The organism is Sphingobacterium thermophilum, from assembly GCF_039541675.1.
Classification (GTDB): Bacteria; Bacteroidota; Bacteroidia; order Sphingobacteriales; family Sphingobacteriaceae; genus Sphingobacterium; species Sphingobacterium thermophilum.
In genome coordinates this window covers 309,684-330,147 of sequence record NZ_BAABGR010000015.1, presented here as the reverse complement: position 1 = coordinate 330,147, position 20,464 = coordinate 309,684, and the positions used below count along the sequence as shown (strand labels likewise).

The window sequence follows — 20,464 nt, the reverse complement described above, 5'->3', positions numbered from 1 at the left end:
CAATTTACGAAATATGGGATTAATGGGTAATTTGCGTAACCGTGCGGGATTAGTGATCATCGTCATCGGTTTAGCAATTCTTGCGTTTTTATTAGGAGATGCTTTACAATCGGGAGTACCTCTATGGGCTAAATCACAAAATCAGGTAGGTAACATTAATGGCAGAAGCATTGACTACAATGAATTCAATGCCATGGTAGAACAAACTGCCTTAAACTACCAACAACAAATGGGAGGAGTAGAAACTCCACAGCTCAAAAATTTCGCTGTTCAACAAGTTTGGAATCAGATGGTTTCGCAAGAATTGTTGAACGCTGAAATCGAAAAAATCGGAATTACTGTAGGCAAAAATGAATTCAACGATTTGATCACCGGTCCTAACCCAGCTCAACAAATCGTACAGACATTCACTAACCCTCAGACAGGAGCTTTCGACAGAAATTACTTGTCGCAAGTGATCACTGAAGCAAAAAACAACCCTCAAGTTCGTCAACAATGGGATGCTATGCTAGAGCAAATCCGCTCGCAACGTCTTGCAGAGAAATACTCTACCCTAGTAGCATCATCACTATATGTTACTGCATTGGAAGCTCAAGATGAATACACCGCCAAAAATAAATTGGCGAACTTCAAATACGTATTACTTGACTATTCATCAGTAAACGATGCAGACATCAAACTAACTGATGCAGACTACAAAGAATATTACAACAAATACAAAAACTTATTCAGAAATGAAGAAGAAACTCGCACCGTAGACTACATCCTTATCGATGCGAGACCAAGTTCAAAAGATACTGCAGCTACATTGGCTAATATCCAAAACTTGAAAACACAATTAGCGGCATCAACCAACGACTCTACTTTCGTATCCGTAAATGCTGATTCTAAAATTCCTGTAACTTACTTCAAGAAAGGACAGTTGAGCGGTGCATTGGACTCTGTGATCTTCAATGTTCCGGTGGGTACTGTTGTGGGTCCTTACCTTTCAGAAGGCAAATACGAGATTGCTAAAGTGCTGGATGCTAAGTTCAGTGCCGACTCGGTAAAGGCTAGTCACATCTTATTAAATCCTGCTGCTGAGGGAGGTCTGGATAAAGCTAAAGCCAAGGCTGACTCTATCAAAGGTTTATTGGCTAAAGGAGAAAAATTCGAAACACTAGCCATCGAATTCAGCCAAGACCCAGGAAGCAAAAACAAAGGAGGTGACTTAGGTACTTTCGCAAGAGGTCAGATGGTAGGACCTTTTGAGGAAGCTGCTTTCAACGGAAAGCCAGGAGACATCGTGGTAGTAGAGTCACAATTCGGCGTACATATCTTACGTATAGAAAAACATATAGGTAACTCGAAAATCGTAAAAGCTGCCGTAGTAGACAAAGTGATTTCTGCAGGCAAAGAAACTACAGATGCGGCTTACACTAAAGCTAACAATCTACATTCGGAAATCAACGGCAAAAACTTCGAAGAAGTAGCCAAGAAACATCAACTTGAGGTCGGAAAGGCTTTCCGTCTACGTGCTATGGACAACACACTTAACGGCATCTCTATTCCAAGAGAGCTGGTACGCTGGGCATTCGAGGCAAAAGCTGGTGAAGTTGCAGAGCAAATCTTCGAATCGGATGAGTATTTCATTATCGCTAAAAATGCTGGCATCAGCCCTAAAGGCGTACAACCACTAGAAGCAGTAAAAGGTGAAATCATCTTGGGTGTACGTAACATGGTAAAAGCCCGTATGCTTAAAGAAAAAATGGATAACGCCCTAAAAGGTGCTTCTTCAATAGATCAGGTAGCCCAAAAATTGGGCAAAACAGCTCAGACAGTAGAAAATATCGTCTTGGCAAATCCTGTACTCCCTGGTGTAGCTTTCGAAAGTGCAGTGGTAGGTACAGCTTTCGGACTGCAACCTAACAAACCTTCAAAAAGTATTGAAGGCAACCAAGGGGTATATGCTGTACAGGTGTTGAGCTTCGTAAATCCTAAAGAAATGGTGGAATCAGAACGCAAAACACAACAAAAACAAATCCTATCGGCAAAACAACAACGTGCATGGGGAGCTGTCTTCAAAGCCCTTATGGACAACGCCGATATAGATGACAATCGAATTAGATTTTATTAAGATATTATAATTATTTTTATAGCCGAACATAAACATGTTCGGCTATTTTATTTTACGGCTATGGATAATACAGGAAATATCATAAACAAGGTAGCACAGAGCGGTTTGATTACGGTAGACTTGTCAGTATATGCACCAAATCCGGAAGATATCGTTATCTACGATATTAAAGACAATCTTTTTCAAGGTCTGATACTTAGAGAAAAAGATTTCCGCGACTTTGCCAAGCAACACGACTGGTCGCAATACCAAGGTAAACATGTCGGCATCATCTGTACTGCTGACGCCATTATCCCGACTTGGGCTTATATGATATTGGCCAATAAGCTAAGTGCATATGCACAATCTATTACTTTTGGCAATAAAGAACACCTCATAGCCACGCTGTTCGACAAAGCCATAGACAGCATAGATTATACCCAATATCAGGACCAACGTGTGGTGGTCAAAGGCTGCGGCGATATATATATCCCCGAAAGTGCGTTTATCAATTTCACCGCAAAACTTTCTTTGGTAGCCAAAAGCATTATGTACGGCGAACCATGCTCCACAGTTCCGGTATTCAAACGCAAAAGTTAAACTTTGTACTTATTTTGAGGTCATACTTATATGAGAAATTTTTACGTTGTATTATTTGCTATACTAATAAACATTTGTAATGCTTATTCCCAAACCTTACCTTATTTGAAAGAACCTACCTTCAAAGAGGGGGAAAAGCTGACCTACAAACTTAAGTACGGCTTCATTTCTGCAGCAACAGGAGTACTGTCTGTGAAGAAATCCAACCTGCAATTCAGCAGCAAGGATGTCTTTCACCTTAGCGCCTTTGGAGAAACCGCTTCGGCCTTTTCTGTGTTTTATCATGTACGTAATCAGTATGATTCGTACATAGACGGAAAGACCTACCAGCCACTACTCTACATCGAGGATATCAAGGAAAACAACTACAGAAGGAAAGAATACGCAACATTCGACCATGTCAACCATACGGTTAAGGGTAATAAAGGAACTTTCAAAAGTCCTACAGGCCAGCTTTTCGACTTAGTATCTGCGTACTATTTTGCACGTAACTTGGACTTGTCAGGACTTAAAAGCGGCGATGCATTCAATATCACCTACTTCCTCAACGATGAGGTAGCAACCTTAAAGGTATATTACATCGGAACGGAAAAAATCAAAACCAGCATCGGTACTTTGGACTGCATCAAGCTAAGTCCAGAAATCAAGCCGGGACGTATATTCAAGAAAAATAGTAAGCTGTATCTTTGGGTTACCAATGACGGCAACAGAATTCCCGTTCGCGCACAAGTGGAAATTCTAATCGGCTCGGTAACCATGGAACTGGTGAAAGCCGAAGGATTGAAGTACGAATTAGGGAAACGAGTAAGTTATTCAAAATAAATATAGATTGATGATTGAGGTTGGCAACGTACTAGTGCATGAAGACATTATCAATAACGATTTTGTCTGCAATCTCTCCAAATGCAAAGGTATCTGCTGCGTCGAAGGAGATGCAGGAGCCCCTTTGCGCGATTCGGAGAAAGAGATTCTCGAAGAAGTATATCCAAAGGTCAAAAAATACATGACCGAAAAAGGCATTGAAGCCATAGAAAAGTTTGGCACCAGCGTTGTCGACGCCGATGGCGACCTGACCACAACCTGCGTGGACGGCAACAAGGAATGTGCTTATGTAACCTGGGAAAATGGCATTACCAAATGTGCCATAGAGAAAGCCTACGAAATGGGAGAAGTAGACTGGAAGAAACCTATCTCCTGTCACCTATACCCAATCCGCACCACCCGATATCCAGGCTTCGATGTACTACATTACGACCGCTGGCATATATGTAAAGATGCCTGCACCTTTGGCAAAGAACTCCAAGTCCCTGTATATAAATTCCTAAAAGACCCACTGATAAGAGAATATGGTGAAGCTTGGTATGAAGAATTGGAAAAGAGCGTAAAATCTATCTAAGTATTTTATTATCTTTAAAACTCACTGATATTTGCATATTGGTAGGTCTTATTATACATGCTAAGTTTAAAAGAAATACAGAAGCCCATAGCTGCAGAAATAGCCGCTTTCGAAAAAAAATTCAGACAGGCCATGCAAAGCAATGTGCCTTTGCTGGATATCATCACCCAATACCTATACAAGCAGAAGGGCAAACAAATGCGCCCCATGTTTGTTTTTTTCTCTGCCGGACTATGTGGTACGATTAACGAATCCACCTATAGAGGGGCTTCCTTAGTAGAACTACTCCACACAGCCTCCTTGGTACACGACGACGTAGTCGACGACGCCAACGAGCGCAGAGGCTTCTTCTCAGTGAACGCCCTATGGAAGAATAAAGTAGCCGTACTGGTAGGAGACTTTCTCCTAGCTAGAGGATTGCTGCTTTCCGTAAACAATAACGAGCTGAAGCTCCTCAAGATAGTATCCCATGCTGTGGAACAGATGAGCGAGGGCGAATTACTTCAGATTGAGAAAGCACGCAAGCTGGACATCAAAGAGGATATATACTACGAAATCATCCGTAAAAAGACTGCTTCGTTAATGGCTTCCTGCTGTGCTTCCGGAGCCTGTTCGGTAGGGGCAGATGACGCCACCGTCGAAAAAATGCGTCTCTTCGGTGAGAAAGTAGGTCTTGCATTCCAAATCAAGGACGACCTTTTCGACTTCGGATTTGATGATGTAGGTAAACCAGTGGGAAACGATATCAAGGAAAAGAAGATGACCTTGCCTCTGATCTACGCGTTGAGTCAGACCTCAACAGCACAGAAAAGAAACATCATCAACTTGGTGAAAAACCACAACGAAAATCCGGACAAAGTGGCCGAAGTGATTCGTTTTGTGCGCCAAAGTGGAGGGTTGGAATATGCCACAGAAAAAATGCTTCAATTTAAGCAAGAAGCATTTGAACTGCTTAACGACTTTCCAGATAATGAATATAAAAAAGGGTTGCAAGACTTGGTAACATTTACAACAGAACGAAACAAATAAAATGAATCACGAATTAATGTTTTTTGGAGGATTTATAATTTTTATAATCCTCATGTTGGCTATTGACTTGGGATTGTTTGCCAAGGACAACAAACCTATCACGTTGAAAGCCGCAGCTATCATGTCTTTGATATGGGTACTCTTCGCCCTTGCCTTCGGCGGTGTTCTCTACTTTTGGGGCTATGAACTACACGACGTACACGATATAGCACGGCTACAGGAAATCGTAGCTAAACACCATCACGACATAAAAATCAACGTAAATGACGTGGCGGCAAGCATACAGGCCTATAATACCAACCTTACACTCGAATATCTTACGGGATATGTGGTAGAATATGCGCTTTCTGTGGACAACATCTTCGTCATGGTACTGCTCTTCAGCTCTTTCGGTATTCCTGAAAGATATTATCATAAAGTATTAGTATGGGGTATCCTCGGAGCCATCCTCATGCGCTGTATATTCATATTCGTAGGTGCTGCCTTAATAGCCAAATTCGGGTGGATACTGTATGTCTTCGGAGCATTCCTTGTATATACAGGTATCACAATGTATATCAACCGAAATCAGGAAGAGGAGGTAGATCCCAAAAACCATCCGGTCGTGAAATTTGCCAGCAAATATTTTAAAGTAACACATAAGCTGGACAGCGGCAAATTCTTCCTGAAAGAAAACGGAGTTAAATACATCACTCCTTTGTTTTTAGTGCTTTTGGTCATAGAATTTACCGACCTAATATTTGCCGTAGACTCCATCCCCGCGATATTTTCAGTAACAAAAGACCCTTATGTCGTCTTTTTCTCTAACATCTTTGCGGTACTGGGGCTGCGATCTATGTTTTTCCTACTGGTAAATATTATTCACAAATTCCACTACCTGAAAGTCGGGTTGGCATTTCTTTTGGTATTCATCGGAGCAAAAATGCTTCTTCATAGTTACCTTAAAGAATGGGGATTTTCTACCTTACACTCCTTGATAGTAATTATCGGAATATTGGCAATAAGTATCATAGCTTCTCTCGTATTTCCTAAAAAGGTGGATTACGGAAAATAGACCCTTTAAGCAATAATATACAAAGGGGACACCGTTGAATGGTGTCCCCTTTGTATATATTATCTTCACTTATACTTTTATTTCAATAATGCACTAGCCCTTCCCATGATGGCATCATCTACATACAGCAAGACAGTATAAGCTCCTTTTTTCAGTTTGCCGTTAGGATCTTGCCATAAGAACTGATATTCTTCACCGTTGTTAGTGAAGTTGATACTTTCTTTAAAAGAATAATTCATCTTATCGCCTTGAATATAAAATTCATCACTTGAGGATGCAACAAGATTTCCTTGAGGATCAATTACTCTTCCAAAAATTACCTTCTTACCTTTTTTTGCTAAAGGGTTATCCGCAATGGTAAACTTTATTTGCAGGAAATCAGCCTTTTTAGCTTTAGGCTGAACTTGAAGGTTGCCGTTACGCTTTTTCTCTACTCCATCTACCGTAATGCTCGAAACCTTCAGCGAAGAAGCCACTACGACTTTTTCGTTAAGTGAAATATTATCCTGTTCGAGTTTCTCTACTTTGGAGTGCGCTTGTCTTACGGTATGCTGCAGTTCTGTATTTTCCTTCTTTAGCATCTCGTTTTGCAACCTCAAATCATTTATCTCGCTCATAAGCTTCGAGACGTTCGATTTGAGCAATTCCAGCTGAGCATTGGCCTCAATAAGATTACGATCTGTAACCTCACTATCCTCCAAAGCTTTTCGCAATTCGGCAATCACTTGCCTAGCCCTATCTTGCTGCTCGGATATGGAAGAGGGAATTTCTTGGATATTCATCCTATCTATATTGTCCAGCTCAGCCTCTATCCTATCAATCTCTATCTGTAGCTTTTCCTTTTGAAGAGTAAGCGTGTAAAGTCTTTCGCCAGAAGATTTATACTTTACATAAAAGTAAACGTTGGTGGCCAAAAGAGCCATAATAGCAATGATGAAGAAATAGATTTTAGATTTATCCCTATTTCCATTTGATGCGGCTTGGGCTTGATCCTGAGCTTTAGCTATTACATTCTCTTCCATAATCCTTCCCCAATAAATTCATTTTCATAAGTATCCATGTGGCAATAAGTCCAAATGTTATGCATCCACGTGTAACAAAAACTATTCCAATTAAAAGTAGCTAATATGATTTTATGTTATTTTTATAAAAAATAAGCTACAAAATTCATAATTTTTTGGCAAAATCAGTGCTTATCTTGAAAAATTTTACTTGTCACATCAACCACTAGTTTTTTTTCAACATCACTATAATTGTGATTCAATAGAATTATAGTCTGCTGCGAGAAACAATAACCTGGGTATATTTTTATTGCCGTATTTCCTAATCTTATGTTATCTGAAAAAATATTTTTATCCTCAAGCAACATTTCATCATAATCTACAATAACACCACGCTCATTGCTTTCCTTACCTGAAAATTCAAGCTCTATCCCCACTTTTTCGAAAATCATTTTTAACAATTCTCGAAAATTTACACCTTCAAAAAAAACCTCTACATTCGACAATTTGTATTCATCCTTCCCACAAGAAAAAAAAGATGCCCCTATTCCATCAAAAACCAACCTTGATTTCTTCCCTCTTAAAAAAGATGCTATCACATTGGATAACCTCTGTACAAATAGATCATAATCGACACAGTGAGTCCAAGAAGCAGAAAGTAGTTTTTTTCGAAGTTCTTCGGGATAAGAATGAAATAAAGGACAGATATCAAAAGATTCAAACTTATCCTTTTGATCTGTATTATTCGAAAAAAATTTGTTACGGTCAAACGGAAAAATCATCCGGCAAACATTTTTTTTTGCCTTATTTTTTGCCTCAAAATTGTTTAAACAACCTTCTAGATTATCAGTGAATTCTACATTTGCAGAAGACAATCCACAAGCCGTTTCCTTCAACTTCGAGTTTATGTCTAATTCCGGAAGTATAACTAACAGGACCTTTTCTTCTTTGCTCCATTTCTTAACGAAAGAAGACCAATTTTCGGACACTATACTATAAAACATCTTAATCTATCGATTATCATTCACAATAATAAATACAAAAGGTATAGAGAATGTTCCTCTATACCTTTTAGTCTGTTCGGATAGTAATTACAATACATTTAATGCTGCTTCATAGTTTGGCTCATCTACAATTTCGGCTACCTGCTCCGTATAGATAACCTTTCCTGATTCGTCAATGACCACTACGGCTCTGCTAAGAAGGCCTTCTAAGGGGCCGTCAACAAATTTTAATCCATAAGCATCCGAAAAATTACTATCTTTATACTCGGACAGGGTAATCACATTTTTCAGACCTTCTGCAGAGCAGAATCTACTTTGTGCAAAAGGTAAGTCTTTAGAAATACATAGCACCACCGTATTATCCAATGAAGATGCTATCTCATTAAAAGCCCGTACGGAAGCAGCGCAGGTGCCGGTATCGACACTTGGGAAAATGTTAAGCACTACTCTTTTGCCTTCGAAGTCCTTCAAGGTTTTTTGCGAAAGGTCCGATGATGTTAAAGAAAAGTTCGGTGCTATAGCACCTACAGCAGGTAAATTTCCCTGCGTATGTACTGGTGTTCCTTTAAATGTTACTTGACTCATGGTGGTTGTTTTTAGTGTTTGATTGTCAAGTTAATCAATTCTTATAATCAAAAAAAGACATTTTTTATTTTTATTTCACAAGAAAAATACTATGTTAGCATTGTATTTTTTAACTTAAGAAAACCTCAATATATGAGAAAACTACTTTATGCTGTATTGTTGGCGTGTCCGACGCTGGCCTTTGCTCAAGGCTCTCAAGTGAACACGCAAGGCATCAAAGCACTAGGTATGTCCGGTGCCGGGTCTGCCTTATTTGTTGATGAGACGAGTATATTTTACAATCCTGGAGCGGTGGTAAAAACCACATCCAATGGAATATCTATAGGTGCGACAGGTGTAATGTATCGTTCCGCTTTTAAAGAAGTGAAAAGCAACGTGCAATATGACACCAAATTTCAGGTTTCGCCACCTTTTTCGGTGTTTGCCACTTTCGGACCAAACAACAGTTGGTGGAAAGCAGGAATAGGTGTTTACACTCCTTTCGGAGGCGCCGTAAACTGGGGTGACCAATGGCCAGGCAGATTTGAACTCAACCACTTATCTATGCGTGCCATTTATATACAGCCTACGTTGAGCTTCAAAATAACAGACAACTTCAGTATAGGAGGAGGTTTCGTATATAATTTGGGGACAGTGGATCTATCACGTTCTATCCCTGTATTTGACCAACATGGAGCTCCGGGAAAAGCCGAGCTTACGGGTGTAGGTACCGGAACAGGATATAATATCGGTGTACACTATCATCTAGAAAACGAGATAGCGATTTCCTTGAGTTATCGCTCAAAAGTCGTTACCAAACTGAAAGACGGGGATGCAGAATTTACCGTTCCTTCAGCTGTGGCAGCTTCTTTCCCAAATACGAAGTTCAGCGCCGAGCTACCTCTCCCTGGCTCATTCAATGTAGGGATTTCATTCCCTGTAAGCAGCAAAGTGGATATCGCTGGTGACGCTACATTTATAGGTTACAGCATATACCGCAAACTGGTATTCGACTACGAAGACAATACCCCAGTATTAACCGATACCGAGCAGGATAAGAAATACCAGAACGCACTATCTGCTAAAGCAGGGATCAATTATAAAGCCTCTGACAAGTTTAGTTTAAGGGCAGGTGCCGGCTATGTATATACACCTGTTCAGTCATCATATGTGTATGCTGAAACTCCGGATAATAACCGTATAATGGCGTCTGCTGGATTTACAGTAAACCTGTCGCACAAAATGGATCTGTCGGGAGCGTACACCTTCCAACGTATCACCGAACGTACAACCCAAAATGTCGTGACTGGTCTTGCTGGAACGTATAAAACGAACATACACGCCCCTGGACTTTCTTTAACTTACAAATGGTAATATAGACTATGAAAAGATTTCAAAAAAATATAAAACTATATGTCGGACTAGCTTTATTAGCTTTAGCCAGTTCGTGTAAACCTGAAATAACGAAAGAATTTGGCCCAGCCAATTCTTCGTCGGTAAATTTCTCAAAATATATTGCCGTAGGTAACTCATTGACCGCAGGCTTCGCCGACGGTGGTTTGTATCTGGAAGGCCAACAGGTAGCTTTCCCTAATCTCGTCGCAGAGCAAATGAAAAGTCATGGCGGAGGTGAGTTCAATACGCCATTCTTTTCAGAAGCGCAATCCAACGGATCGGGATATATCCGTCTTGCCGCATTAGAAAACGGCAGACCTGTTACAGAGAATGTAACAGAAAAACTGGCTTATACTGCACCAAACGTATTAGCCAAATATTCTGGTTCTGAGATTCATAACCTCGGTGTTCCGGGAATGCGTCTGGATCACTCCGGACAAGGCATAGTAAGTGCAGCAAATATGTATTTTGCACGTCTCTTGCCAGATACGGATTTAGGAAGGGTTTCCTATCAAGATTTCGTAGACAATCGCAACCATACCTTCTTCTCTTTCTGGTTGGGAAACAATGATGTGTTGGGCTACGCAACAAACGGAGCGGTGGATGACAACCCAGCAGGTACCACAGCCTTAACCTCTGTGGCCGTTTTCAAAGCCGTATATACGCAATTCATCAATAAGCTTACCGCCAACGGACAGAAGGGGGTTATAGCTACTATTCCTGATGTGACCAACATTCCTTACCTTACTACCGTAACACGCCAAGCATTGTTGGATGCTGCCTCGCAGGCTGCCGGAACGACCATAGAAAACCTATATATCGCGACGAAAACAGGTCCTCGAGCAGCAACAGACCAAGACCTTTTCGTATTACCATTCTCTAGTGCCGGCTTGCTAGGTAAACCTAATACTCAGCAGATTCCTTACGGCTTCCATCCTCTCAACCCGATCGAAGATAAATACGTGTTGGATGAAGCTGAAGTGCAAAATTTGAGAACACATATCAACGAACTGAATAAATTCATCACAGAAATCGGTCAGCAGAAAAACCTTGCCGTAGCAGACGTAAACGCCTTGTTGTCACGCCTTAAAACAGGTATAATTTACAACGGGGTGGCTGTAAGCTCCGCATTTGTTACCGGCAACGCCTTCTCTTTGGATGGAATTCACCTTACTCCAATGGGTAATGCCATCATGGCCAATCTTATCATCGACGCCATCAACGCAAAGTATGGCACTAAGCTGGAAAAAATCGATGCTACAAATTATAGAGGCGTGAAAATGCCTTAATAATCATTAAAAAGCAAGAAATAACAAAAGGTCGCTTTATTTAGGCGACCTTTTGTTATTTTAGAGATACTATAAAACAATTTTGTCATGAAAGTTATTTTAAAACGAAAAAATAAAGCCGTCCATTTTGAAGGAGAAAGCAGCTCTTCAACAGTAAAAGTCAATATCGACGGTTCGGAAGCTATTGGCGGAGAAGGAAAAGGAGTAAGACCTATGGAACTGGTCCTCATGGCCCTTGGATCCTGCAGCGTCTTTGATCTGACGACCATACTCCTAAAGCAACGACAAGATGTGGAAGATATACAGGTAGAAGTAGAAGGTCAACGTCGTGAAGAAATCCCTAACATATTCACAAAAATTCATATCAGCTTCTTGCTAAAAGGCAATATTGACGAAGTCAAAGCCCAAAAGGCTGCTGAACTGGCTGTAAAAAAATATTGCTCAGTGCACGACATGTTAGCTGCCGGTGGTGTGGAAATAACCTATAGCATCAAAATAAATTAAATATCATCTGGAAGAGCTTTTATTGCGCTTCCAGATCTTTTCCGACCACTGCCCCACGAACCAGAAAGATACGGCCAACAATAAAAAAAAGATGGTCCTGTTAATGTTGTCCCACAGATATTCCACAAATCGGGTATAAAGATTCAATAAGAAGAAAACAAATCCTATATCTCTTATCGTACTATCCTTATATTTCAACCCATATAAGGCTAAGCCTAAAGAAATGAAAACCGCTAACAGGCCCCAATAGAAGATTTCATACTGCCGGATACGTGTCCAGGCCTCCAAATCACTATAGTTTCCAAAAATGGACAAACACCACAAGGCTATCATCGTATAAAGTAAGCCTACCACAATACTCGTAGACTGAAAAGGAAGCAAGACTTCTATCTTTGGTTGTAGAAACACCGCTCCCGCCGTAAGCAAAACCCCGAAGATAGTAAAACGCAATGGGTAGTTCATACCCCAGAAGCGCCAACCCCAATCACTATGATAAGCGGTCTCTGTGGCAAACCACACACCGAGAGCCACAAGGGTAAACACCCAAATAAGCTTGGACCGCATGACTACAGCCAAAATACCGTAAATAAGAATAGATAGGAAGAACAACACCGTGAAATAGTGAGTTTCTCTATCTAGAATCTTACCCAGAAAGCCTATACAAGCTGCCGTAGCAAAAGAACCGGCAAGCATCAACGTTTCATTGGAAAAAGTCTTTTCCGGAAACTTATTCTTATTACGCAGTCCCCACAGATAGAATACCGTAGCCAACACGGCAAAGCCTAAGCAAAACACAATATCAGGTGTGTCATAAAATTGCTGGACAAAGCGTTCCAATGTATCGTCTGCAAAAAGAGATACAACAGCAAAAATCAAGGAAGCAAGAGCAACCCAAAAGGCGTACCGTGCCAAAACTTTCCACTCGAAGCCACGCTCTTCAATCGTGGATTGAAGTTCCTCTCTTTTTGCTGCATCTATCCTTCCTTCCTCATACCAAAAGCGAAGAGCATGATCCACCACTTCCTTTTCCTGACGGTTTAAATCTAATTTTTTCAAAATCAAAGTTTTTGTATATCCAAATTACAAATAAATATTATATCATTAGAATATAATAATACCTGCTAAATCATTATACTACAATACAACTTCATTTAATATTCAGTAACTTTGCAAGTTCACAATTCTAACAAAGCATGTCAAAAAACTCAAAGTTCATCGATTTAGGGGAGCAAAGTGAGGTGGAAGTGTATGGCACCCGCGTACACAACTTAAAAAATATTGACGTATCCTTTCCCCGAAATGAACTGGTAGTCATCACCGGATTGAGTGGTTCAGGAAAATCATCTTTAGCCTTTGACACCATATACGCGGAAGGACAACGCCGCTATATGGAGACCTTCTCGGCCTATAGCCGACAATTTTTGGGTGGGCTGGAAAGACCTGACGTCGACAAAATTTCGGGTTTAAGTCCTGTAATATCTATCGAACAGAAGACTACTAATAAAAATCCGCGTTCTACGGTAGGTACAATCACCGAAATCTATGACTTTCTGCGTCTGCTCTATGCACGGGCCAGTGAAGCTTTCTCCTACATTACGGGAAAGCGTATGCAACGCATGTCTGAAGAACAAATCGTAACCCAGATATTGAAAGACTTTGATGGTCAAGGTGTCAACGTGCTGGCTCCCGTCGTAAAAGGTAGAAAGGGACATTATCGAGAGCTGTTCGAACAGATTCGCAAACAAGGATATTCTAAAGTTCGTGTGGACGGTGAAATTCTGGATTTGGTACCCAAACTACAGGTGGACCGATATAAAATCCACGACATAGAAATCGTCATTGACCGTCTCACCGTTTCCGAAAGCAATCAGAAACGATTATATACATCTGTACTTCAAGCAATGAAGGCAGCCAAAGGCATTATAAAAATTGTCAATCGTGACAACACAAAAGAGCAGTTCTTTAGCCGCTATCTTATGGATGCTGAGTCGGGAATTTCGTATGACGAACCTCAACCAAATACTTTCTCTTTTAACTCACCGTATGGCGCATGCCCTAAGTGTGACGGATTGGGTTATATTTTTGAGATAGATAAAGATATTGTCATTCCTGATAAAACCAAAAGCATACAGAAAGGCGCTATTGTACCTCTAGGTCCGCTGAAGGAGTCTTGGACTAGTGCCATTATTAAGGCTGCGGCCAAGAAATTCGACATATCGATTACCGCGCCTGTAGAAAAGCTGACGGAAGACCAAATAGACCTTCTACTGTTTGGCTCGGAAGAAAGCATTCCATTGACAGTGTCATATGGCTCGTATGGTGCCAGAGAGTATAAAGTTAACTTTTCCGGAATCTTCAAACTATTGGAAGAACAGAGTGGAAAATATACCGATGATGCTCCTGCATTGGAAGAGTTCCGCACCCAGGTGGTATGTCCTAGCTGTAATGGAGACCGCCTACGTAAAGAATCGCTCCATTTCAAAATAGCAGATAAAAACATTGCTGAGCTGGCCGCAATGGACATCGCCGAGCTCGCGCATTGGCTGGACAATCTGGAAGACAGATTGGACGAACGCCAGAAAACTATCGCAACGGAAATACTAAAAGAAATACGTACACGCGTAGGCTTCCTCTTAGATGTGGGACTAAGCTACCTGACCCTCAACAGATCGTCGAAGACCTTATCAGGTGGAGAAGCCCAACGTATCCGACTTGCCACACAGATAGGATCTCAACTGGTAAATGTACTCTACATATTGGATGAACCTAGCATAGGCTTGCACCAGCGTGACAACGAAAAGCTCATCAACTCATTGAAGAACCTTAGAGATATAGGCAACAGTGTTTTGGTGGTAGAACACGATAAGGATATGATCCTCGAAGCAGATTATGTCATCGACATGGGGCCGGCAGCAGGTATCCATGGTGGCCAAGTGGTGGCACAAGGAACCCCTGAGCAGATTAAGAAAGCAGACTCTCTTACTGCTGCCTACCTCAACGGCAAAAAAGAAATTGCTGTACCAACAAAACGTAGAGAAGGCAACGGAAAGGTAATCTCTCTCAAAGGAGCTTCAGGAAATAACCTTAAAGACGTTTCTGTAGACTTCCCGTTGGGAAAACTTATACTTGTCACCGGCGTATCGGGGTCTGGAAAGTCCAGCTTAATAACAGGAACCCTATACCCTATTCTGAACAAACATTTCTTCCGAGCTAAAGCGACGCCTCTTCCTTACAGAAGCATCGAAGGACTGGAACATATAGATAAGGTCATTGAAATAGACCAAAGTCCTATAGGACGTACACCTCGCTCTAATCCTTCGACATATACGGGTGTCTTTGCCGACATTCGGGCCTTATTCGTACAGCTGCCGGAAGCAAAAATCCGTGGTTACAAACCTGGTCAGTTTTCTTTCAACGTCAAAGGGGGACGCTGTGAAACCTGTCAAGGTGCAGGAATGAAAATCATTGAAATGAACTTTCTTCCTGACGTACAAGTGCCATGTGAAGCATGCCACGGAAAACGCTATAACCGCGAAACATTGGAAGTACGATACAAAGGGAAATCTATTTCCGATGTATTGGATATGAGTATTGATGAGGCAGTGGAATTTTTCGAACATATTCCTTCCATATACCGTAAGATAAAAACTTTACAGGATGTAGGATTAGGCTATATTACCCTAGGACAGTCATCCACAACTCTGTCGGGGGGAGAAGCGCAACGTGTAAAATTGGCGACAGAACTTTCCAAAAAAGACACGGGAAACACGTTCTACATCCTCGATGAGCCTACTACAGGGCTGCATTTTGAAGATGTAAACGTATTAATGAACGTAATTAACCGCTTGGTGGACCGTGGCAATACGGTGCTGATCATTGAACACAACTTAGATGTCATCAAGATGGCAGACTGGATTATCGATATGGGCCCTGAGGGAGGTCAACAGGGAGGGAAATTGCTTTTTGCAGGTACACCGGAAGACTTGATCAAGGTCAAAGATTCAGAGACAGCAAGATTCTTAAAACAAGAGTTAATATAACATTAAAGCCCTTCTTGGAAGGGCTTTAATGTTATATTTCAATATGTTGCAGCACTTCTGCCACCACAAAGTTAGAACCGCCTATAAAGATGAGGTCCCCTTTGTGGTACGCTTTGCGGGCATCGTTCAAGGCATTCACTACAGCGCCACTCACTTTACCTCTAAGTCCATAGCCTGCCGCCTTCTCGGCTAGCTCTGAGGCCTCCATCGCTCGTGGCATATCCGGACTGGAAAAGTAGTAGTAAGCCTCCTTCGGAAGATACGGCAGCATATGATCTAAATCTTTATCTTTCATTGCTCCGATGACAACATGCAGTTGACCATAGGACATCTCTTCCAAATTCTTAAGCACCTCCTTAATCCCATCCTCGTTATGCCCTGTATCACAAATCATCAGAGGGTCTGTGCTTAACGTCTGCCAACGTCCCTGAAGACCTGTAAGTTGCTGTACATGCTCCAAAGCATAGGCTACATGCTCCTCCTCAATGGCAAAACCTAAGCTACGCAGTTCCTCAACCACAGTCAAAACCCCTAAAATATTCTTAAGTTGATACGAACCGGTAAGATCTAGCTTATAGACTTTATTCTCTTCATTTTTCCTTATTTCAACCAACTGAAATAGGTTACCTTTTTCCAATCGAAGAGATTGCATACGCTTGTCAGCAAACACTAAAGGAGCATCCACTTCCCGAGCTTTCGCAGCAAATATAGAAGCTGTCACAGGATGGGTTTCTGAAATCACCACAGGTGTCCTAGGTTTTATAATTCCTGCCTTCTCTAGGGCAATCTCTTCCAATGTATCTCCAAGAAGGTTCATATGATCCATACCTATATTGGTTATAAGGCAAACCTCCGGAGAGATAATATTGGTACTGTCCAAACGCCCTCCCAAACCAACTTCTATAACAGCTATATCCACATTCTCTTTGGCAAAATAGTCGAATGCCATAGCTACCGTAGCTTCAAAGAAGGATGGCTGTACTTCCTCTATAAGACCCTTATACGCTTTGACAAAATCTACGACAAACTTCTGTGCAATCTGCTCACCATTGACACGTATACGTTCCCTAAAATCCACTAAATGCGGAGAAGTATACAGTCCAGTTTTATAGCCGGCACACGCCAAGATAGCAGCAAGCATATGCGAAGAAGAACCTTTTCCGTTCGTCCCAGCAACATGTATGGTTTTAAATTTATGGTGAGGGTTTCCTAAGGCATCACACAGGGCGAGTGTTCTATCCAAGTCTTTCTTGAAGGCAGTAGCTCCGTCACGGGTAAACATAGGTAATCGACTATATAAATAATCGATTACCTCTGCATATGTTTTCATACAAATTATCTTAATTTGAAATAAATCGGAACGATATAATCTCGGGATTCCGGTGCATTAGGGTTAGCACGCAACTTACCGCTTCTAAAGGCACGTTCTACCTCTTCTATGAGTCTTTGTGTGGGAGGGAAAGTAGTACCCTTCACGCCGGCACGTACATAGGTAATCTGTCCTTGGCGGTTAACCCGAATCATCACATTCATCTTCCCTTCAAACTGACCGTCATCATTAATCTTCGGTTTTACTTCCCAAACACGACTTGTCAAGTCCAAAGGTGTATTGCCAAAGCCGGAACCTCCTTCACCATAGTTGGAAGCCATAGGGTCACCAAGCTTACTGCCCTGGTTGCCCACACCACCACCTTCACCGTCTCCGGCTCCTGTGCCATTATTTTTCTTACCTTTGTACAGCGCATTAGTATTGATGGCCGGCGTACTTTTTTTGACCTCCTTTGTGGTTTCAGCTGCTGGATTTTTCACAGCCTTTTCGGACTTCGTCACCGCCGGAGCGTCCTCCATATCTTGAGTAGCTACAGCCTTATCCGCCACCTGTTGGGTAGGTGTTGGGGTAGGTGTCTCTGTAGGAACTACACGATCAGGAAGAACTTCATTGGCATTTTCATCCACCGAAGGTTCTTCAATACTCATATAATCCGTTCCCATACCTACTTCCGATGTACCATAGTTGACCACTATCCCTCCCATTCCATATTCCGGAATTACAGGTTGGCCAAATACGATAAAATAGCCTATGATCAACAATACCGCCGTGACAATAGTGGAATATCCTATTGCTTTGGGTAAGTTATTTTCTTCTTTGTATTGATAATACATCGTATTCTCTCCCTAGACTTTAAGACTATTAAAACATAGGAATGTTTAATAGTTCTTGTCGCTATTAATCTTTTTTAGGTTCTGTAGCTAACACCAGTTTAAGCTTCAATCGGTTTGCCACATCCATCACCGAGATAACGTTTTGGATAGGAACGCTACTATCTGCATAAAGCATGATGGTAATTTCCTCTCCGGGATTTATCTCCGCCTGTAATCGTTGTTCCATTTCATCAAAAGGTACAGGCTGCTTATCGATATGATAAGTCAGGTCACCGGTAATGGAGACTGTTATCGTCTTTTTCGCTACAGACTGCTCTCCGGCACTAGACTTCGGCAAGAGCAGTTTCACCACTTGAGGGTTTGCCACGGCGGAAGCCAACAGGAAGAACAACATCAAGAAGAACATGATATCGTTCAGTGCTGCGGTATGTACCTCTGCGGCAGGTTTTCCTCTTCTATTTCTAATATTCATGGTTTCTTACGCTATTAAATCTGAGGATTACACCCCTGGTTCATCCAACAAGTCGATAAATTCCACGGCCTCTGTTTCCATTTTCAGGATAAGGCGTTCTACCATCATATTTAAAATATGGTAGCCGATATACGCCAAGATACCTATGGTCAATCCTGATGCCGAAGCAATCATCTTCACGTAAAGACCTCCAGATACCGAACCGATATCAATACCACCTGCAGCTTCCACGTCACGGAAGATTTGAATCACCCCGAAAATGGTACCTACGAAACCAAGCATCGGCGCAATACCAGCGATAATTCCTAGGATATTAATATTTTTTTCCAAGCGTGAAACCTCCAACTTGCCGGCATTCTCGATAGCTCCTTCAATATCTTTGATAGGACGTCCTACGCGAGTAAGACCTTTCTGTAGCATACGAGCCAATGCCGAATTATTTGATCTACATACCGCAATGGCTGAATCCAATTTTCCAGACAACACGTTACTTTTAATTTGTGCCATCAGGTTGCCATCTGACTTGGAAGCATTGCGGATAGTAATATATCGTTCTATAAATATTACTAGACCCAAAAAGAATAAGATACCTATAGGTAACATTATCCATCCACCCTTCATCAGAAGTTGAAGTAAGTTCTGATCTTCAACAGGTTGAGCTAACTGAATAGCTTGTTGCTGTACTTGATTTAAAGTATCCGTTACTAAATTGTCTTGTAAAAGTGACATATTCTAATAAATATTTATAGGTTCTGTTTATTCTTATTATATTTTCATTTGATGACCAGAGGCCATGCGTCGGCTTTAACATTTTTCTGAACATAGCGCAAAGCCGAATCACGAAGTTCTTTTGTGGGATAGGTATCCCAAATAACTTTTTTAAGGTTCTTATCCAGATTAGGAGTCAACACGCGTACCGACTTGTATCCTTTACGGTTGTATTCGGCGGCTTCTTCCTGTGCTTTTTCCAACTTAGGATGCGTTCCGATGACAATAGCATATTTGTATTCTTTCTCTTTCTGTTCATCCTGCTCTATAGATGGAGTATGCACAAGTGTATCTATTTGGTTTTCCACTGTAGTATCGGATTCTAAAGAGATAAGCGTATCAGCATCATTATTTGTCTCCTCTGCTATAAAATCATCAAACAGTATTTGTTCTTCAACATGTTCTAGCTTTGAAAAGACAGCCTTATAATAATATAAAGCTCCTAAGGAGATGAGGGCAAGCACAGCAATTATAGCATATACTAGACCTTTTCCTTTCCGAGGTTCTTCATAAGTTTCCTCCATCAAGGGTGATGGATTTACTCCTTTTGTTTCTTCCTCTTTCTCTTGTAGATTCTCTTTCTTTGCCTCATCTACATTTGAGCTCTCTACATCTTCCACCATATTAACTTCAGCCTCTTCCTTTACGGCCGGAAGGGGCAGCTCTGAAGGCTGAATCTCCTCTTGAGGTTTATAATAAGGGTCTTCCAAAGGAACATACTGAAATCCACTCAAATCCAGAGGCTTGAAGATATAAGCATGGCCATAGCTTACCAAATAGCCCAGCTCATCAAGTGTTACTTGACCGTCTCTTTTAATGTTCGCGGTAAGGTCAGCAACTTGCTGCGCCAGCCATTCCTCAGCTTGGACACGCTCTACCTGCCGGACCTGCTGCACATACAGTACAAAATCATAACCCTCCTCCGCATCATAATCGAACTCAATAAAATTGATTGGCGGCAAGACCATCTTACGTTTTGCATCGTAAGAGGCCGATTGATGAATACGTCTAAACGTACCCAATCCTTTTACTGAAACAGCCTCATGTTTCTTTAATAACGCATTGATGTGTCTTCCTAAATTCATTTATT

At 41.4% G+C, this 20,464-nt stretch carries 19 protein-coding genes; 10 read left to right on the top strand and 9 right to left on the bottom strand.

The window, feature by feature from the left end; genetic code table 11:
• Nucleotides 1-13 precede the first annotated feature (13 nt).
• The 6 genes from ABD873_RS07350 to ABD873_RS07325 are packed head-to-tail and all read left to right on the top strand — an operon-like array spanning nucleotide 14 to nucleotide 6,174.
• Nucleotides 14-2,116 carry a peptidylprolyl isomerase gene (locus ABD873_RS07350; protein ID WP_345066678.1) on the top strand — a complete coding sequence of 701 codons (2,103 nt, stop codon included), beginning with the start codon at nucleotides 14-16 and terminating at the stop codon, nucleotides 2,114-2,116.
• 60 nt (nucleotides 2,117-2,176) lie between these two features.
• Nucleotides 2,177-2,695: a DUF2480 family protein gene (locus ABD873_RS07345; protein WP_345066675.1), complete on the top strand. Its 519-nt coding sequence runs from the start codon at nucleotides 2,177-2,179 to the stop codon at nucleotides 2,693-2,695.
• 30 nt (nucleotides 2,696-2,725) lie between these two features.
• The gene (locus ABD873_RS07340) at nucleotides 2,726-3,517 is read left to right on the top strand and encodes a DUF3108 domain-containing protein (RefSeq protein WP_039053873.1); all 792 of its coding nucleotides are present in this window, start codon (nucleotides 2,726-2,728) and stop codon (nucleotides 3,515-3,517) included.
• Nucleotides 3,518-3,527: 10 nt separating this feature from the next.
• A complete protein-coding gene (locus ABD873_RS07335) occupies nucleotides 3,528-4,091 on the top strand; it encodes a DUF3109 family protein (RefSeq protein WP_345066672.1) in 564 nt (187 codons plus the stop codon).
• Nucleotides 4,092-4,148: 57 nt separating this feature from the next.
• Nucleotides 4,149-5,120 (top strand): polyprenyl synthetase family protein, encoded by a 972-nt coding sequence (locus ABD873_RS07330; RefSeq protein WP_345066669.1) that lies wholly within the window; start codon nucleotides 4,149-4,151, stop codon nucleotides 5,118-5,120.
• Between the two features lies 1 nt (nucleotide 5,121).
• Nucleotides 5,122-6,174: a TerC/Alx family metal homeostasis membrane protein gene (locus tag ABD873_RS07325; RefSeq protein WP_345066666.1), complete on the top strand. Its 1,053-nt coding sequence runs from the start codon at nucleotides 5,122-5,124 to the stop codon at nucleotides 6,172-6,174.
• Nucleotides 6,175-6,251: 77 nt separating this feature from the next.
• Here the strand turns inward: ABD873_RS07325 and ABD873_RS07320 are convergent, their stop codons facing one another.
• The 3 genes from ABD873_RS07320 to tpx all read right to left on the bottom strand — a co-directional run bounded on the left by ABD873_RS07320 (nucleotide 6,252) and on the right by tpx (nucleotide 8,764).
• On the bottom strand, nucleotides 6,252-7,196 hold the full coding sequence (locus tag ABD873_RS07320) for a hypothetical protein (protein WP_345066663.1): 945 nt from the start codon (nucleotides 7,194-7,196) through the stop codon (nucleotides 6,252-6,254).
• A 164-nt stretch (nucleotides 7,197-7,360) separates the two neighbouring features.
• A complete protein-coding gene (locus ABD873_RS07315; RefSeq protein ID WP_345066660.1) occupies nucleotides 7,361-8,071 on the bottom strand; it encodes a hypothetical protein in 711 nt (236 codons plus the stop codon).
• A 195-nt stretch (nucleotides 8,072-8,266) separates the two neighbouring features.
• Nucleotides 8,267-8,764 (bottom strand): thiol peroxidase, encoded by a 498-nt coding sequence (tpx, locus tag ABD873_RS07310; RefSeq protein ID WP_039053878.1) that lies wholly within the window; start codon nucleotides 8,762-8,764, stop codon nucleotides 8,267-8,269.
• 132 nt (nucleotides 8,765-8,896) lie between these two features.
• Here tpx and ABD873_RS07305 point away from each other — a divergent pair, with 132 nt between their 5' ends.
• The 3 genes from ABD873_RS07305 (at nucleotide 8,897) to ABD873_RS07295 (ending at nucleotide 11,931) form a co-directional block, all read left to right on the top strand.
• Nucleotides 8,897-10,117 (top strand): OmpP1/FadL family transporter, encoded by a 1,221-nt coding sequence (locus ABD873_RS07305; RefSeq protein WP_345066654.1) that lies wholly within the window; start codon nucleotides 8,897-8,899, stop codon nucleotides 10,115-10,117.
• Between the two features lie 8 nt (nucleotides 10,118-10,125).
• Nucleotides 10,126-11,427, top strand: coding sequence for an SGNH/GDSL hydrolase family protein (locus ABD873_RS07300; RefSeq protein WP_345066651.1), 1,302 nt, complete (start codon nucleotides 10,126-10,128; stop codon nucleotides 11,425-11,427).
• A gap of 87 nt (nucleotides 11,428-11,514) precedes the next feature.
• A complete protein-coding gene (locus tag ABD873_RS07295) occupies nucleotides 11,515-11,931 on the top strand; it encodes an OsmC family protein (protein ID WP_345066648.1) in 417 nt (138 codons plus the stop codon).
• A 3-nt stretch (nucleotides 11,932-11,934) separates the two neighbouring features.
• Here ABD873_RS07295 and ABD873_RS07290 read toward each other — a convergent pair whose 3' ends face one another.
• Nucleotides 11,935-12,987, bottom strand: coding sequence for a DUF2157 domain-containing protein (locus ABD873_RS07290; RefSeq protein WP_345066645.1), 1,053 nt, complete (start codon nucleotides 12,985-12,987; stop codon nucleotides 11,935-11,937).
• A 137-nt stretch (nucleotides 12,988-13,124) separates the two neighbouring features.
• Here ABD873_RS07290 and uvrA point away from each other — a divergent pair, with 137 nt between their 5' ends.
• Nucleotides 13,125-15,971 (top strand): excinuclease ABC subunit UvrA, encoded by a 2,847-nt coding sequence (gene uvrA, locus ABD873_RS07285; protein ID WP_345066642.1) that lies wholly within the window; start codon nucleotides 13,125-13,127, stop codon nucleotides 15,969-15,971.
• A 31-nt stretch (nucleotides 15,972-16,002) separates the two neighbouring features.
• On the opposite strand, the gene ABD873_RS07280 is transcribed toward uvrA, so the two are convergent.
• From ABD873_RS07280 to ABD873_RS07260, 5 genes are all read right to left on the bottom strand, one after another.
• The gene (locus tag ABD873_RS07280) at nucleotides 16,003-17,301 is read right to left on the bottom strand and encodes a bifunctional folylpolyglutamate synthase/dihydrofolate synthase (RefSeq protein WP_039053883.1); all 1,299 of its coding nucleotides are present in this window, start codon (nucleotides 17,299-17,301) and stop codon (nucleotides 16,003-16,005) included.
• A gap of 5 nt (nucleotides 17,302-17,306) precedes the next feature.
• A complete protein-coding gene (locus ABD873_RS07275) occupies nucleotides 17,307-18,134 on the bottom strand; it encodes an energy transducer TonB (protein ID WP_345066637.1) in 828 nt (275 codons plus the stop codon).
• 64 nt (nucleotides 18,135-18,198) lie between these two features.
• Nucleotides 18,199-18,606, bottom strand: a complete 408-nt coding sequence (locus ABD873_RS07270) for an ExbD/TolR family protein (RefSeq protein WP_345066634.1) — start codon at nucleotides 18,604-18,606, stop codon at nucleotides 18,199-18,201.
• A 27-nt stretch (nucleotides 18,607-18,633) separates the two neighbouring features.
• Entirely contained in the window at nucleotides 18,634-19,335 is a 702-nt protein-coding gene (locus ABD873_RS07265; RefSeq protein WP_039053885.1) for a MotA/TolQ/ExbB proton channel family protein, read from the bottom strand.
• A gap of 44 nt (nucleotides 19,336-19,379) precedes the next feature.
• A complete protein-coding gene (locus ABD873_RS07260; RefSeq protein WP_345066630.1) occupies nucleotides 19,380-20,459 on the bottom strand; it encodes an HU domain-containing protein in 1,080 nt (359 codons plus the stop codon).
• Nucleotides 20,460-20,464: the final 5 nt, after the last annotated feature.